The organism is Methanosarcina sp. 1.H.T.1A.1 (assembly GCF_000979295.1).
Lineage (GTDB): Archaea > Halobacteriota > Methanosarcinia > Methanosarcinales > Methanosarcinaceae > Methanosarcina.
In genome coordinates this window covers 42,242-57,910 of sequence record NZ_JJQY01000114.1, presented here as the reverse complement: position 1 = coordinate 57,910, position 15,669 = coordinate 42,242, and the positions used below count along the sequence as shown (strand labels likewise).

At 45.2% G+C, this 15,669-nt stretch carries 14 protein-coding genes and 1 tRNA gene; 13 read left to right on the top strand and 2 right to left on the bottom strand.

Annotated features, from left to right (window positions below):
- Window positions 1–109 precede the first annotated feature (109 nt).
- From EO95_RS11965 to EO95_RS11935, 7 genes are all read left to right on the top strand, one after another.
- A tRNA-Asp gene (locus EO95_RS11965) sits at window positions 110–182 on the top strand.
- Window positions 183–563: 381 nt separating this feature from the next.
- Entirely contained in the window at window positions 564–1,241 is a 678-nt protein-coding gene (locus tag EO95_RS11960) for a hypothetical protein (protein WP_048134910.1), read from the top strand.
- 147 nt (window positions 1,242–1,388) lie between these two features.
- On the top strand, window positions 1,389–2,570 hold the full coding sequence (locus EO95_RS11955) for a Xaa-Pro peptidase family protein (RefSeq protein ID WP_048134909.1): 1,182 nt from the start codon (window positions 1,389–1,391) through the stop codon (window positions 2,568–2,570).
- A 261-nt stretch (window positions 2,571–2,831) separates the two neighbouring features.
- Window positions 2,832–3,722, top strand: coding sequence for a type II methionyl aminopeptidase (gene map / locus EO95_RS11950; protein WP_048134908.1), 891 nt, complete (start codon window positions 2,832–2,834; stop codon window positions 3,720–3,722).
- Window positions 3,723–3,787: 65 nt separating this feature from the next.
- Window positions 3,788–4,609, top strand: coding sequence for a hypothetical protein (locus EO95_RS11945; RefSeq protein ID WP_048134907.1), 822 nt, complete (start codon window positions 3,788–3,790; stop codon window positions 4,607–4,609).
- A gap of 73 nt (window positions 4,610–4,682) precedes the next feature.
- Complete coding sequence (locus EO95_RS11940) at window positions 4,683–4,970, top strand: YunC family protein (protein WP_048134917.1); 288 nt, start codon at window positions 4,683–4,685, stop codon at window positions 4,968–4,970.
- Between the two features lie 312 nt (window positions 4,971–5,282).
- Window positions 5,283–6,347, top strand: a complete 1,065-nt coding sequence (locus EO95_RS11935) for a TRM11 family methyltransferase (RefSeq protein WP_048134906.1) — start codon at window positions 5,283–5,285, stop codon at window positions 6,345–6,347.
- A 115-nt stretch (window positions 6,348–6,462) separates the two neighbouring features.
- On the opposite strand, the gene truA is transcribed toward EO95_RS11935, so the two are convergent.
- Window positions 6,463–7,272 carry a tRNA pseudouridine(38-40) synthase TruA gene (truA, locus tag EO95_RS11930; protein ID WP_048134905.1) on the bottom strand — a complete coding sequence of 270 codons (810 nt, stop codon included), beginning with the start codon at window positions 7,270–7,272 and terminating at the stop codon, window positions 6,463–6,465.
- 11 nt (window positions 7,273–7,283) lie between these two features.
- Window positions 7,284–8,234 carry a transcriptional regulator gene (locus EO95_RS11925; protein ID WP_048134904.1) on the bottom strand — a complete coding sequence of 317 codons (951 nt, stop codon included), beginning with the start codon at window positions 8,232–8,234 and terminating at the stop codon, window positions 7,284–7,286.
- 200 nt (window positions 8,235–8,434) lie between these two features.
- Here EO95_RS11925 and EO95_RS11920 point away from each other — a divergent pair, with 200 nt between their 5' ends.
- The 6 genes from EO95_RS11920 (at window position 8,435) to EO95_RS11895 (ending at window position 15,580) form a co-directional block, all read left to right on the top strand.
- Entirely contained in the window at window positions 8,435–9,505 is a 1,071-nt protein-coding gene (locus EO95_RS11920; protein ID WP_048134903.1) for a formate--phosphoribosylaminoimidazolecarboxamide ligase, read from the top strand.
- Between the two features lie 466 nt (window positions 9,506–9,971).
- Window positions 9,972–11,264, top strand: coding sequence for an ATP-binding protein (locus EO95_RS11915; RefSeq protein WP_048134902.1), 1,293 nt, complete (start codon window positions 9,972–9,974; stop codon window positions 11,262–11,264).
- Window positions 11,265–11,830: 566 nt separating this feature from the next.
- The gene (locus tag EO95_RS11910; RefSeq protein WP_048134901.1) at window positions 11,831–12,319 is read left to right on the top strand and encodes a 3-isopropylmalate dehydratase small subunit; all 489 of its coding nucleotides are present in this window, start codon (window positions 11,831–11,833) and stop codon (window positions 12,317–12,319) included.
- 95 nt (window positions 12,320–12,414) lie between these two features.
- A complete protein-coding gene (locus tag EO95_RS11905) occupies window positions 12,415–13,542 on the top strand; it encodes an isocitrate/isopropylmalate dehydrogenase family protein (RefSeq protein ID WP_048134900.1) in 1,128 nt (375 codons plus the stop codon).
- 294 nt (window positions 13,543–13,836) lie between these two features.
- Window positions 13,837–14,130, top strand: a complete 294-nt coding sequence (locus EO95_RS11900; RefSeq protein WP_048134899.1) for a hypothetical protein — start codon at window positions 13,837–13,839, stop codon at window positions 14,128–14,130.
- 409 nt (window positions 14,131–14,539) lie between these two features.
- Window positions 14,540–15,580, top strand: coding sequence for a methyltransferase domain-containing protein (locus EO95_RS11895; protein ID WP_048134916.1), 1,041 nt, complete (start codon window positions 14,540–14,542; stop codon window positions 15,578–15,580).
- The last annotated feature ends 89 nt before the right edge of the window (window positions 15,581–15,669 follow it).

The following is a 15,669-nucleotide window of genomic DNA, read 5'->3' as shown; positions in this document are numbered from 1 at the left end:
CACCGAGATCTACACCTCTCTATTCGTCGGCAGCGTCAGATGTGTATAAGAGACAGCATTTAAGGTTTGCTCGCAGCGCGGGCAAAACAGCAACTAAAACGACCGAAGTGTCCGGATAGTGTAGAGGCCTATCATGGAGCCCTGTCGAGGCTCCGACTCGGGTTCGAATCCCGGTCCGGGCGCTTCTTTATTTTTTTAATGAGATTGCTTTTACATAATTTGTTTTAATATACTTTTTCCAAACCTGCTTTTCATAAAGTGTAATTTTGATCAGTCGATCCAGCTTTTATTTTAATCAATTCTGAAATTCCTGACCTTGGGGACCTTACTTCTACCTGTTTTACTTCTACATGTCATTCTCCTGCTATGACCCTCCTGATTTCTCTGAACCCTTTTAACTTCTACCTTTTATCTCCGGATCTGGCCCTCACGATTTCTTAGAATCCTTTTAACTTCCACATTCACGGTCAGAACCATGATCTGAAGCACTGGAAACTTTTCCCGAAAAAAACATGTAAAGAAAGAAGAATAAAGGAATAAAGCTGACGCAGGAGGTTACAAAAATGGGAATTGGGCCCTATACTCCGGATTGTTCCGAAGAAAGCGCCGGTAGAGATAGCGATCTCTGCAAGAAGATGAAGAGTACCAGAGAAAAAATGGAAGATGAGACTCTCATTTTTATCGAAGCCACCAAAAGTTTCGCCCTGGAATGGATTCAAAGGGAAATAGAAGCAAACGTGCCTCCTCTGAAAAGCGAAGATTACTCAGGGAAAGCAGAAACTGGCAAAAAAAAGGTTAATGAACTGTCACGCCTTGAGGACTTGCCCTTCCGCATACAGGATATTGTCGAAGAGCACATCAACCGCGATGAGTACTGGGTTCACAGGAACCAGCTACTTCAGACAGACATATCCCGCGACTACCTTGAGTTTAAAAAAGATAGAATAAAGAGGGACCTGACATCAAACATTCGAATGATTCTGGGCTGCGCAGCAGAGATTTTCGCCGACGTGAAAGATAAAAATCCCGAAGATAAAGTGTGGGTAAGAGAGCGGGGAAAACGAAAATACATATGCATTCTCAGGTTTTCGGACGAGATGACAGCTTCCCTTAACCGCTATTTCACGATGCTTGAGGAGCTTTTAGTTCTTGGAAACGAGATGAATAAGGAGTTAAAAAAGGAAGTAGATCGCGGAGAAGGCAAAAACAAACTTGAAAAAAGCCCTGAAAAAGATACCTAAAAAACAAGCTAAACGACATTAAAACAGGGCTGCATTCGGATTAGATCAGGATTAGATTTGTTACCAGGCCAGATTTGCATTCACACCAGATACACAGGCCTGCCTGGACGATAACAACTTTATCTACAAACACAAGAATTACCTTGCATGACAGAGCCAGACTTCAGCATAAAAAAAGCCCTTGAGGAAGCAGGAACAGATGCTTACCTGATGACAGGGGGTATTCATAATGCCGATATTTACTATGCAACCCGCTTCCTGGCATCGGACGATTTCATTTATCTGCAAACAGGAGCCGGGAAAGAAGTTCTTTTCATTTCAGAAATGGAGCGCGGAAGGGCTGAAATCGAGTCAAGGGTTTCGATTATAAAAACCACTCAGGACTTTGGCTACCGTGAGAAAATCAAGGAGAAAAAGGATGCATCTATTGCCTATGCAGCCTGCATATCCGAACTGCTTCTTGAAGAAAAAGTAAAAAAAGTTGCAGTTTCCTACGATTTTCCGGTTTTTTATTCAAACTATCTTACAGAAGCAGGATTTACCGTAGTGCCTATAAAAAGCCCTTTCAGGAAAATGAGGAGCTTAAAGAGACCGGAAGAGATTGAAGCCATAAGGTACGCCCAGATGGCAGGGGAAATGGCTATGAAGGCAGCAATTGCCCTGATAGCAGGAGCAGAAGAAAGGGACGGCATTCTCTACCTTGAAGGGCAGGTACTTACCGGGGCTAAAGTGAATTCAGTCATTGACCATACTCTGCTGGATTTTGGGTGCGAAGCCGAAGAGACAATTGTCTCCTGCGGAGAGAATACTGCAAACCCTCACGGAACTACGGATGGGCCTCTCAGGGCAAATGCTCCGATCATCCTGGACATTTTCCCAAGGAGTAAAAAGAAGCGCTATTTTGCGGATATGACACGCACCGTGATCAGGGGTGAGGCTTCGGAAAAACTAAAGGCAATGTATGAAACTGTACTTGCAGCCCAACAAAAAGCTCTGGAAATGGTTAAACCCGGTGTCAAGGCAGCTGAAATACACAGTGCCGTCTGTGACCTTTTTGAAGCACGAGGCTATCATACTTACAGAAGCGGGGCAAAAGCCGGATTCACTCACTCTACAGGCCACGGAGTCGGGCTTGACATCCATGAACTTCCCGGCGTAGGAGAAAACGGTGTGCTTCTGGAAGCAGGTAATGTGATAACAATCGAGCCCGGACTGTACTATCCCGGAATTGGGGGAATCCGGCTTGAGGATATGGTGCTGGTAACCGAAACAGGATGTGAAAACCTTACAGGATTAGAAAAGAAATTTGTATTAAAATCATTTATATAAATTAAGCAACCAGATTGTAATCAGAATTTGCCTTCTATAGCCCGGAAATACAGGAAATAAGCAGTATTACAGAAAATAAGTAGTATTACAGGAAATAAGCAGTAATACAGCAGAAATCGACCAAAATAAGGGGTTATAACTCAGGTTTGCACAGATAGGATTTCATAGCCAGGACTAATGGCAGAATATTGCTATAATAAGGCTTACAGCCAGTATATAGCCTGGATACGTTTATGAGAAATTAGTCAGTTTGAGGTCAACATGACAGATAATGTATACAACAAAGAAGATATCCTTGAAAAGTACAGAGAAGCAGGCAGGATTCTGAAGATTGTCAGGACCGAAGCCGTAGATATGGTGAGAGTCGGAAACAGCCTGCTTGAAGTTGCTGAATTTGTGGAAAAGAAAACCATAGAGCTTGGAGGCAGGCCTGCCTTCCCCTGCAATATCTCAAGAAACCAGGAAGCTGCCCATGCAACTCCCAAAGCAGGAGATAAGGATGTCTTCGGAAAAGATATAGTGAAGCTGGACCTCGGAGTCCATGTTGACGGGTACATAGCAGACTCGGCAGTAACTGTGGACCTTTCAGGCAATTCAGATCTCGTAAAAGCTTCGGAAGAAGCCCTTGCAGCAGCTATTGACCTCATGAAGCCAGGGGTCGGCACAGGGGAAGTAGGGGCTGCAATAGAGGAGAGTATCCGCAGCTACGGCTTAAATCCTATTATGAACCTCACAGGCCATGGGCTTTCTCAGTATGAGGCCCACGACAACCCCTCAGTGCCCAACAAACACGTAGAAGGTGGAGTTGTCCTGAAGGAAGGTGATGTACTTGCAATCGAACCTTTTGCAACTAACGGAACAGGCTTTGTACACGACGGCAGCTGGGCAGAGATATACAGCCTTATAAGGAAAAAGCCTGTACGCCTGCCAGCAATCAGAAACGTCCTGAAACAGGTAGAAGAATACAGGGAACTCCCCTTTGCAAAGCGCTGGCTCAATTCAGACAAACTTGAATTTTCATTGATCCAGCTTGAAAAAGCCGGAATTATCCACTCTTATCCCGTACTTATTGAAAGTGCCGGAGGGCTTGTGTCCCAGGCAGAACATACGGTAATAATAACCCAGGACGGGTGTGAAGTCACAACAAAATAAGTCCTGGAAAAGAAAAAACAGAATAACGAATAAGATGAAGAACGAATAAAAAAGAGTTGACAGCCTTGAAACTGCATCACCTCCTTTTAGCCAGTCTTTTACTGGCAACTTTCCTCATCCCTGCCCTTCTTGCAGAACCCTGCTCTGCTGCTTTTATTCCAGGAAACAATATCACACTGGAAAGGGACGGGATTACGTGGAATTACGACGAGAAAACTACAGATAACGAAGCTATTTTTTTAAGGAATCTCATAGACAGAGAAACGGGCAACAAGGACAATTTTGTTAATGCCTGGGAAATCCATAAAATGGAGGTTCTTTTAAGGGACAAAATGGAGAAAGCCATAAAAGAAGAACCTGATGTAAGGCTCAACTCGACTTCGGATACTGTTGAGTTAAGAGACGTTGAGTTCTGGATCTCAAAAGAAGCCCTCGGAAGGACTGATAAAACCTCGTCAATTACAAACCGCGCCAGTGTAACCTATAGTTTCAAAGAAGAAGCAGGCCCCGGAACAGACATATGGCTTATGGGCACTCCGAACTCAAAGGTTACGATTACTCTCCCGCAGGGCCTTGATGCAGAATTAACGGAAGGTCTTGAGAACAAAAGCCTTGAGTTTGAAAATAACCGTACATTACTGAGAGGGAACTTCGGCCCTGAAAAAAACATTACACTATGGCTTTCGGAAAATGAAAGCCTTAAAGCCGAAATGCTGGCTATGGAAATGAATAGGGATAAGAGTACGGAGAATAAGAGTGTAGAGAACGAAAACGGAGCAGCGGAAAACAAGACCCTGCCTGCTGGAGAAAAAGCTGAAGTCAGTCAACCCTCCGGGTTTTTCAAAAATATCCTCAAAAAAATAAATCGGAGCCTGAACGGAGCCTGAACGGAGCCTGACCGACGCCGGAACCGGACCCGAGCCCAAAAGTTAATCTGGCTTGAAGCTTATTCAGAAAAACATGCTCATTGAACAGATTCCACTTGAAAACGGGTGCGCACTTGGCCTCCGATTTGAGATGCAGAAGTATCCTCTGCTGGTTATAAGGGCAGAGAAGGGTTTTCTGATGTGCGGCTATCTTAATGTCAGTGCCGCTGAGACCCTTGGGGATACGGCAGCAAAAGTGAAAGGTGTGCAGAGTTTTGAAGATATGCTCAAAGCCACTGTTGTCGAGGTAACAAAGTTTGCCGGAGAGCTTGGAATTGAGATAGGAATGACTGGCAGGGAAGCCCTTGAAAAAATGTTTTGAAAGATGTTTTGAAAGATGTTTTGAAGGATAGAACCTGCTTCACAGGCAGACCTCTTGAATGTAATCTCTTACACGCGGATCTATCAGATATTGATCTCTTACAGGCTGCCCCCTGTTCAGGAAACTTTTTTCTTAAAACACGAATGAAAAAACAAACTTAAATAAAAACACAGGCTTAACACAATTTTAAATATATGATATTTTATATTTTGTCCCCTAATCTGCAAGAAATTATTTTGAATTTCGTTAGACTATTTCACTCTGCCTGAAGATCATTTTGAACTATATTAATCAATTTATTTCTGATCATCAATGTTATACGCTTTTGAACTCTCTGGAGAGCACGAAGAACTGCCAGCTGCCGAAATCCTTGCCGGCCTCAAAATTGAGAGGCTTGATTTCCGGCCCCATGCAAGAGTAGACCAGTGTCTTGTAGTGGATATCGCAGGCAGAGAAGAGGATGTTGAAAGAGCCCTTAAAGGTCCTGTAACTGAAAGGCTGGCAATGACCCACCATATACTGAAAGTTGTAGGAATTACCGAAAACAACCCTGATGCGGTCATGAAGCTTGCTGAAGCCTTTGAACCTGGAGAATATATCAGGGAAGGAGAAAGTTTTGTTGTAAGGGCAAAAAGGATCAAACACCACGTTGACTTTCCGTGCGAGTCCCTTGAGCAGAAAATTGGAGGATTCATCTACAGGAAAGGGTTCAGGGCAAACCTGAAGAGCCCTGATGTAGAATTCCGGCTCATCCTGAGTGAAAAAGCTGTACTTGGGACTCTACTGTCCTCGGTTGACAGGAGCGCATATGAAGCCAGGACCCCCCAGAACAAGCCTTTTTTCCACCCTGGCGTACTTATGCCAAGAGTTGCCCGCGCCCTTACAAACCTTTCCGGAATAAAGCCTGGTGAGCTCCTCCTTGACCCTTTCTGCGGCACTGCAGGCATACTTGTAGAAGCCGGGCTTGTGGGTGCAAGGGTCATAGGAATAGATGCCCAGGAAAAACTTGTCCTCGGGGCTCACATGAACCTGGAAGCCTATGAACTGGATTACATCCTGATGGAAGGAGATGCCTGCAGGATCCCGCTAAAGGACTCTACAATCGATACCGTCGTCACTGACCCGCCCTACGGAAGGTCGGCAGCAATCCTTGCCGGGTCCTTAGAAGAGCTATATTCCGGCGCCCTTGAAGAAATCCACCGCGTCTTAAAACCCGGAGGCATCGCGATTGTTGTCTCGGACAAGGCCTCATTAGAATACGGGGAGAAGGCAGGACTTAAGGTTCTTGAGATTTATGTACAGAGAGTACACAGGAGTCTCACACGGATAATAACTATTTTCCAGAAGGATGTGAACTACTCCTCCCTGTCGGCTTGAGAGCCGCCGAGGAAGGAGTCCTCACGCCTTATTGAGATAGAATAAAGTAAGGTAAAAGTTGTTTGAAAATAGAAGGGAAGATAGAAAGGTGACTTTTCACCTTTAAATATATTTGTCACTCATGGGAAATCAGTTCTTCCAGCACCTCAGCCATTACCCTGTACCTGAGAATGCGTTTGCGGTTCTGCTCACCTGCCCGCTTGATTGAGTAATGATCTTCAATCCATTCTATATTTCCCCCATAGTTTACTCCCATAAGGGTTAATCCATAGGGAGGGGCCGGTTCAATTCCTTCTTCATAAATCTCGGGATTTAGCATCTGGAGCAACCAGTCATTATCACGCACCCCTTTTCCGATCATTGAGAGGGCGGTCACTATTTTTCGGACCATGTTCCAGAGAAAACTATTGCCAACTACTTCAATCGTTGTAAGTTCCCCATCTACACGGGCATTGATTCTCTCCAGAGTACGAACAGTACTTTTTTCTCCGTCTGATCGGGAAAAATTTTCAAAATCATGGGTTCCGAGCAGCAGTTTTGAAGCTTCCCTGATCTTTGAAATATCGAACTCTTCACCGCTCATCACGTAGCGGTAGTGCCTGGAAACCGCACTCCTCCTGGCGTCAAAGTCGCAGGGGACTTCCGCATGAGCCCATGCCCATATGGTTGGAGGAAGTTCGGAGTTGACGACTCTGGGAATTGCCAGGTTCGGTTTATCCGTATCAAAAGCGATGACCTGTCCAAAGGCATGAACTCCTGCATCAGTCCTGCCCGCACAAGTATAATTAGCAGATTTGGGGCTTTCTATAATCCTGAGGTTCCGAAGAGCCTTGAAGAGTTCTTTCTCCACGGTCTCGACATTCGGCTGGATCTGGGATCCATGAAACTCGGTGCCTATGTATGCAAGCTTTAAAGCGACTCTCATACGATCCCTGATTACTTGGTTTTTTTCTTATAATAGACTTCTCTTAAAATCACCAAAAATATTACAAAGATGCACCCGAAAAGGAACCAGACCCCCGGGTGAAGAGAAAGGGAATCATAAAGCCCATGGATTCCTCCGAAGTGTGTGAGCCCTTCGGAAGGGACGGCAGGCAGTTCCGGAGTTGAGTCCAGAGTCTCCGGGACAGAGACTTCCGCAACCGCTTCTTCCTGGAGAACTTCCGCAACCGAAGACAGATTTTCTGCGCTCCCGCCATCCATTACCTGCTGTCCAGCAAAAGGCTCAGGGCTTGCGTTCATTGCCGCCTCTTCTGTCACTGCCTGGTCAAAAGTAGACTCATAACTCTCTGCTTTAGGGCTCAAGCTTTCGTTTTCAACGTCCCCCATAATCATTGCTTCTGGATAAGCCACATTTGCAGGCCCCGTGATCCCCCTCCGCAAAGGAGCAGTGGCATCGATGATATTTTTTGCCCGCAGGTAGACTGAGAGATACTCAATTCCTGCAGCTGCAAAGAAAGCTGCCCCTATTACTCCCATGTATTTCTGCAGCAAACTTATAATGGAAAGTTTGTCCATAGAATTTCTTGAAGGGACGAGGACAATCAGCTTTTCCACTGATTCATAGATCTTGACCTGCCTACCCTTCTGGCTCCATTTTATCTGTTTGACTTTAATCAGATCGGATTCAGCCAGAGAATCGAGGTTATATTTGACCGTAGTAAGGGGGAGGTTCAACTCTTCTGCAATATTAGTTGCAGACATGCTTTTCTTTCCGAGAAGTTCAAGGATCTTCACGGATGTTTCGTTGGAGAGGATCTGGGTAAGTTTTCTTGAGTCACCGTTTACAGGGAGAACAAGCACCCTGTTATCCTGCTCCCCGGATCCAGGCCCCTGGGGAGGCTCGCCGGTTTCAGATAAACCTTCTCTGTCTTCAAGCCCGTTCATGCGTATTTCCTGAGTTAATAAACCTTATTATCAGTATTTTTAAATTATACTCTATACTGTACTTTGCACCGATCTTGATATAAAGTTTTATTTTCCGCGGGTTATTATAGATCCACTACTATATTTATATATAGAATCCTTCCCTTAACCTTAAATATAACATTGTATATTCTAATCTAAATTTTCCGCTGGTAGCAATTATGATCACAAAACAGCAGATTCTTGAATTTCTGAAAAATTACGATTTAAAAGACATTACTATTGCAACCGTCTGTTCTCACTCAAGCCTTCAAATTTTTGATGGAGCTAGAAAAGAAGGTTTCAGAACTCTTGGGATCTGCGTTGGCAAACCGCCCAAATTCTATGAGGCATTTCCCAAAGCAAAACCCGACGAGTACCTTATTGTCGAAAGTTATGCAGATATCATGAATAAGGCCGAGGAGCTCAGAAAAAGAAACACCATCATTATCCCGCACGGTTCATTTGTTGCTTACCTGGGCACGGAGAATTTTGCAGAGATGGCTGTGCCTACCTTCGGGAACAGGGCTGTACTGGAGTGGGAGTCGGACCGGAATAAAGAACGGGAATGGCTCCTTGGAGCAGGCATCCACATGCCCGGAAAAATAGATGATCCTCACGATATCGACGGGCCTGTGATGGTTAAGTACGACGGAGCAAGAGGAGGAAAAGGCTTCTTCGTTGCAAAAACCTACGAGGAATTCGAGGAACTCGTTGACCACACGCAGAAACACACTATCCAGGAGTTCATTACAGGAACTCGCTATTACCTGCATTACTTCTACTCCCCGATCAGAAACGAAGGATATACCTTAAGCGAAGGAAGCCTTGAACTTCTTAGCATGGACCGCAGGGTAGAATCCAATGCCGATGAGATCTTCAGGCTTGGCTCTCCCAGAGAACTTATAGAAGCAGGTATCCGCCCGACATATGTGGTTACAGGAAACGTACCCCTCGTCGCAAGGGAGTCCCTCTTGCCTCTGATCTTCTCTCTTGGAGAAAGAGTGGTTGAAGAATCCCTTGGCCTTTTCGGCGGGATGATAGGGGCTTTCTGCCTTGAAACGGTGTTTACGGACGAGCTTGAAATTAAGGTATTTGAGATTTCAGCCAGGATTGTTGCAGGAACAAACCTTTACGTTTCAGGTTCCCCTTACGCAGACCTGATCCAGGAAGACCTCTCGACCGGACGTAGAATAGCTCAGGAAATCAAAAAGGCAGCCCAGACAAACCAGCTGGATAAGATAATAACCTGAAGCTACTGAAGTATTCTGAAGTTACTGAAGTATTTTGAAGTTACTGAAGTATTTTGAAGTTACTGAGATCTTCAGAAACTTTCAAATAATTCAATTTTTCATTAGATATTCAGGGTTGGAATGGTCTTTCAATCCCTGATTACCCCTTTTTCTCAAATAGAAGATTTTTTGGTTCATCACTATTTCAAGTGGGTAATTTATATTCACTTCCTGAATCCGGAGATGCAACACAGATAATATTTGAAAAAATTTATAGTGGGAAATCACATTCAAGATAAATGTTTATCTTTCTAGTGTGGTCGCTTCCCAACTGAACAATTATTTTCAATCCATACAAAACAGCGAAGAGCCTTAAAAAGGATCCTCAAAACGAGATCCAAGCCTGAAAAACTTAAAGATAGAGACTTTTATTTTACCCAATCTAAACAAATTATTTTAAGTAGTTATCAGTCCGATACTATCAAGGATGCCTGAAGGGGAAAATAAAGAGTTCAGACCTGCTTTTGGAGGAAAATTCAGCGGGACATTGCGTATTCTTGGTAACGAAGAAAATGATGGAGAAGGGCTCCTGTTTCTTGGAAACTATATGGCACTTGACCATTCGAGGGGAGCTGCCGTTTATCTGGATGCCCTTAAACCTCATGCTGTTTTGATCTGTGGGAAAAGAGGGTACGGGAAATCCTATACGATGGGGTGCATGCTGGAAGAACTTGCCCTTCTCCCTCCCGCCATCAAGGGAAAACTTGCGTCCCTTATTATCGATACCATGGGAATTTTCTGGACAATGAGTTATCCGAATGCTTCCGAGGCAGGAAGACTAAAAAACTGGGACATTGTACCCACAGGACTCGAAACCGAGGTTTTCGTGCCGGCAGGAAAGGTAGAAGCCTATAAGAGGCGAAACATAGAGGTAAAGCCTTTTTCGATTTCAATCCGGGAGCTCTCCGGAAGCCAGTGGTGCAGGGTTCTCAAGATTGAAGAGGTTTCTCCTCTTGGAATTATGCTCGTAAGGACTATTGAATCCCTCCGGGAAAAAGGCGAACCATATTCTTTTGAAGACGTTATCAGCGAGATATTCCTGGATACGCGTTCGGATTCAGCATCTAAAGGGGCTGCTGAAAACTATTTAAGGGCTGTGAAGTCCTGGGGTCTTTTTTCAAAGGAAGGGACGCCTCTATCAGAACTAATATCAGGGGGCAGGACAACAGTCCTTGATGTAAGCGCCCTTGAAAACGAAAACGTTTGTGCTGCGGCAGTATCGATTCTTGCAGGCAGGCTTTATGCAGAGAGGCTTGAGGCAAGAAGGGCCTATGAAAAAAAGCAGATGGGAGAAAAATCGGAAGGAGAAGAGTTCCCCATGGTCTGGTTTTTCATAGATGAAGCTCATATTTTCGTCCCCGCGGGGAGGGAAAGCCTTGCTTCGGAGGTGCTTATTAACCGCTGCCTCAGGCAGGGCAGGCAGCCCGGCCTCTCCCTGGTACTGGCAACTCAGAGACCCGCAAGCCTTCACCCTGATGTTGTCTCACAGAGCGACCTTCTTATCTGCCACCGCCTCACCTCAAGTGATGATATACTTGCCCTTGAAACTTCCCGGCCCCTTTATATGCAGGAAAGCCTCAGGGCATACCTGAAGAAAATGGGGAGTGAAAGGGGAGCTGCATTGATAGTAGATGACCACTCGGAATCTGTCCATATGGTGCGCATCCGCCCGAGGAGGAGCTGGCACGGAGGAGGAGAGCCAAGTGCTCTTGAGCCCTGAAGAGAGGAAAAAGAAGAAACACCAGCTCAAAACCCAGAGCAATTTGCTTAAGGCAGAGTATTTGTTTACTAAAGTTTTCCGGGCAAAACTAACCGTAAAACGGTAGGAATTGTTAACCATATTTATAACCGGTCAGAAAATAATTTAAATATTACCTGTGATACTTCAACCCTGTCAATAACCCCCACTAAAGTGGGAGGCTTGTTTCGGCAAGCCTTGATTGACCAGCCTAAGTCTTAATTGACTCCGTTGGATATGTCATGATACATTTGGATGCTTCCTCAGTCCACTTCCATATCGTGTAACATCAAAAGTCCTGAGAGGTAGGGGCGGTGTGTTACACACGACAAGCATGTCCAACATTGGCGAGAGGAGACGGTTTTCCAAAACCGTGTTACCTGCAAAGGAAATTCATTTCCAAAGCAGAGTAGAGAAATCCAACAAAGTGGAAGGAATACCTGGAAGTGGAAGGAATACCTCCCGCCACTGAAGTAACGGGCATCCTACCTTAGAGATCGTGAACATTTAATCAAGAGTGTTTAATTACAGCAAATTACGGTGATTTCATGAAAGGAAGAGCCTGGAAATTCGGAAATGACGTGGATACGGATGCAGTAATTCCCGGAAGGTACCTGATTTTCAATACCCCGGGAGAGCTTGCTAAGTATACATTTGAAGGCGTACGCCCTGATTTTGCAAAAAATGTTCATGAAAATGACATCGTGGTCGCAGGAAGCAATTTCGGCTGCGGATCCTCGCGTGAACACGCCCCTCTTGCCCTTAAAGGGTCAAAGGTATCCTGTGTGATCGCAAAGTCTTTTGCAAGGATCTTTTTCAGGAATGCTATCAATATCGGAGTCCCTGTCCTTGAATGCCCGGACACGGACAAGATCGACGACGGAGATGAACTTGAAGTAGACCTTGCAACAGGGGTCATTCAAAACAAAACAAAAGGAGAGACCTACCAGGCAACCCCCCTCCCGGATTTCGTCCGCGAGATCGTAGATGGGGGAGGGCTTATAGAGTATGCCCGGAAACTGGTCTCTGAACGCTGAAAAACAGGAAACCTGTCAAGAGACAGACCTGATCCACGTTTGACATCTCGTAGTAAAAAGGCAGTTTTGCCTGTAAATTTGAAAGGAGTACAAACATGACGCAGTATAAGATTCCGGTCCTCCCCGGAGATGGGATAGGCCCAGAAATCATCGCTGAAGGCAGAAAAGTAATTGATGCCGCAGGCGAGAGATTCGGTTTTGATGTAGAATGGATTGAATACCCGCATGGAGCAGATCACTACCTGGAAACGGGAGAGCTGATTTCGGAAGAGACCTTAAAGGAATTATCCGGCTACCCTGCCCTTTACCTTGGCTCCATCGGAGACCCGAGGATTGCCCCCGGGGTTCTTGAAAAGGGAATCTTATTAACTGCGCGCTTTTACTTTGACCAGTACGTCAACCTGCGCCCGATAAAACTCCTCGAAGGAGTCTGGACCCCAATCAAGGATAAGACCTCAAAAGACATCGACTTTGTCGTGGTCAGGGAAAACACCGAGGACTTTTACGTAGGAATCGGCGGCAGGGCAAAAAAAGGAGAGAGTAAAGACCTCCTTGAAGTCAAAAGGACACTCTACTCTGCAAAATTCGGCCTTGATATCGAGACCGACAGCGAGGAAATTGGGTACCAGATCGGCCTTATCTCCAAAGAAGGTACAAAAAGAGTTATCGAGTACGCCTTTGACCTTGCAGAAAAACAGAAAAAACACGTCTCATCTGTTGATAAGGCAAACGTTCTTTCCGACATCTACGGCCTATGGAGAGAAGAGTTCAGCGCGGTTGCTGAAAAGCACCCCGGCGTCACCACGGACTTCAACTTCGTTGACGCTATTACAATGTGGTTTGTGAAAAACCCTGAATGGTTCGATGTGGTAGTAACCCCGAACATGTTCGGAGATATCATCACCGACCTCGGCGCCATGATCCAGGGCGGCCTCGGCCTTGCCCCGGGCGGAAACATCAACCCGAACGGCACAAGCATGTTTGAGCCAATCCACGGTTCAGCTCCGAAATACAAAGGCCTGAACAAAGTCAACCCGATTGCCACAATCTGGGCAGGCGCAATGCTCATAGAACAGCTTGGAGAAAAGGAAGCTGCAGACAACATAGTCAGTGCAATCCAGAGAAATATCCTGGACAGCAAAGTCAAAACCTACGACATGGGCGGCAAGAGCACCACCTCAGATGTCGGGGACGACATTGCAAGGATAATAAAGGGAGAATAATTCAAATCTCCCTTCATTACATTTTCTTTTCTAATTAACGTAGAATTCATTTTCTTGTCTAATTAACGTAGAATTGCCGGAATTTTCCGACTCTTTTTGAGAATCAGAACCATTTTTGGTCAAATATTATATCTTGGCCTGAGGAGAAAATTATCAATTTGTTAAAAAACCCGTCGAGAGGCATTTCCCACTGAAAAAAGGATTGAAACAATAGACAAAAGGGATATATAAAACAGGATATATAATATTCTATGAATTTTAGATAGATTGGCATTTCTTGCCATGGGGGGAAACATGGATAAAAAAGATGATCGGACAATGATTGGAGTCTGTCCAAGCTGCGGAAAGCCGTTCAGGATAGAGTCAACAGGCGGTGGAGAAGAGTGGCGCTACTGTGCAGAGGTGTGTGTAGATCCTGTAGCAGTACCGGCAGGAGCAAGGTTGCAGCCAGATAAAGCTACATTACGCTTCATAGACGGCAATATGAACGAGTATATGCGAGATGAATATATCAAAGTTCATGGCATTGATCCTTTGCCAATATGGAAAGCGATCGAGAAATGGCGTGAAGAACAGATAGAGAAGTGAAAAACGTAAGTTTAACATTTACTGATTCGAAACTATTTTTATCTTTTTTTAATTTTCTAATCCCATATTTATGGCCCAGGATCAGTTGAAAACAGAAAGAGATCAGTTGGAAACAGAAAGGGATCAGTTGAAAACAGAAAGTCAACTCCCCGCTAAACTAAAGATTTAACGGGTTTTCTGCAAAGGTTTTATGAATGCTAAATAGGTCATCAATTTTCAGGAAAGCACTGTGATCCGGTCCTTCTGCCGATAGAGCCAGAAAAAAATACAGAGATAATTGAAATCTCCAGGTGTATCTAATTCGCGAGCAATCTCCACTAAAACAACGTTCGGAACTCGGGAAGTAATACAACCTTCCTTTTCAGTTGCCTTTAAATCCCATAAAACTCCTACTACTCCTCTGATCGACGTGGCACGGAGAAAACAATTTGAAAAACCCCTGCACGGGGATAAGGAAAGCGTGCGCTTTGCAACCCCTGAGCCTATTGCCCGCTACAGGGCGCAGCGCCTGAGATGTAAGACTCTTGCTGATATCAGCTGCGGGATAGGAGGGCAAACCGTCTTTTTTGCGCAGCAGTGTGAGTTTGTATATGCAGTGGAAATCGACCCCGCGAAAATCGAGTATGCAAAACAGAACTGCGAAATGTACGGGCTTAACAATGTGAAATTCATCTGTGGGGATGCCCTTGACCCGAAAGTTATAGAGCAGATCCCGGCAGTAGATGTCGTTTTTTCGGACCCGTTCCGCCCGGCAGAAGAGGATGAGAGGCATGTCTCAAGCCTTGAGCCCGGAATCCCGAATGTGATTTCGGCTTATGGGGAAAAGACAAAAAATTTCGCCTTCGAAGCTCCACCCCAGATGCCGCCGGAAAGGATTCCTTTTGACTGCGAAAAAGAGTATATTTCCCTGGAAGGGCAGCTCAACCGCCTGACTCTCTACTTCGGCGGATTAAAACAGTATGATCGGCTTGCTGTGGCTCTTCCTGCAGGCGAAGGGCTGGTCTCAAAGAATATGCCGCTTCCGCAGATTAGGGAAACGGAAAAGATGAAACTCTGCGCCTATGAACCAGAACCCTCTGTTGTTGCAGCAGGGCTGCTGCCTGAACTTGTGGAATCCATGATGCAGATGGCAGGACCCATTGTAGGGGCTTTCGAGCTATTCAGGGTTGACAAAAAGAGGCTTTTGCTGACCTCTGATGCCCTGATAAAGCAGTCCATGATCAAACATCACTACCTGGTCCTGAAGGTCACCCCCTTTGAGCCCAGGGAAATCAATAAGTTCCTGAAGGACAGGAACGTTGGAAGTGTCGTGCTTCGGGCAGGCGTAAAACCCGAAGACTACTGGGAAGTCAGAAACGAAGTCGAAAAAGGCCTTGAAGGGAAGAAAACCATACACCTCTTTGTAAAAGACGGGATTGCAATTCTCTGTGAAGTGCTTTTTAAGGTATGAATTAACCACCGAAAACACGAAAGGACACGGAAAGACCTTATCTATACTCTTTTACTCCATGCTTTCCGTGCCTTCCGTTGTCATAAAAG

Bases quoted from the DNA above. Each gene is read 5' to 3' on its own strand.
- EO95_RS11960 (WP_048134910.1), top strand. From the start codon at position 564: ATGGGAATTGGGCCCTATACTCCGGATTGTTCCGAAGAAAGCGCCGGT.
- EO95_RS11955 (WP_048134909.1), top strand. From the start codon at position 1,389: ATGACAGAGCCAGACTTCAGCATAAAAAAAGCCCTTGAGGAAGCAGGA.
- map (WP_048134908.1), top strand. From the start codon at position 2,832: ATGACAGATAATGTATACAACAAAGAAGATATCCTTGAAAAGTACAGA.
- EO95_RS11940 (WP_048134917.1), top strand. From the start codon at position 4,683: ATGCTCATTGAACAGATTCCACTTGAAAACGGGTGCGCACTTGGCCTC.
- EO95_RS11935 (WP_048134906.1), top strand. From the start codon at position 5,283: ATGTTATACGCTTTTGAACTCTCTGGAGAGCACGAAGAACTGCCAGCT.
- truA (WP_048134905.1), bottom strand. From the start codon at position 7,272: ATGAGAGTCGCTTTAAAGCTTGCATACATAGGCACCGAGTTTCATGGA.
- EO95_RS11925 (WP_048134904.1), bottom strand. From the start codon at position 8,234: ATGAACGGGCTTGAAGACAGAGAAGGTTTATCTGAAACCGGCGAGCCT.
- EO95_RS11920 (WP_048134903.1), top strand. From the start codon at position 8,435: ATGATCACAAAACAGCAGATTCTTGAATTTCTGAAAAATTACGATTTA.
- EO95_RS11915 (WP_048134902.1), top strand. From the start codon at position 9,972: ATGCCTGAAGGGGAAAATAAAGAGTTCAGACCTGCTTTTGGAGGAAAA.
- EO95_RS11910 (WP_048134901.1), top strand. From the start codon at position 11,831: ATGAAAGGAAGAGCCTGGAAATTCGGAAATGACGTGGATACGGATGCA.
- EO95_RS11905 (WP_048134900.1), top strand. From the start codon at position 12,415: ATGACGCAGTATAAGATTCCGGTCCTCCCCGGAGATGGGATAGGCCCA.
- EO95_RS11900 (WP_048134899.1), top strand. From the start codon at position 13,837: ATGGATAAAAAAGATGATCGGACAATGATTGGAGTCTGTCCAAGCTGC.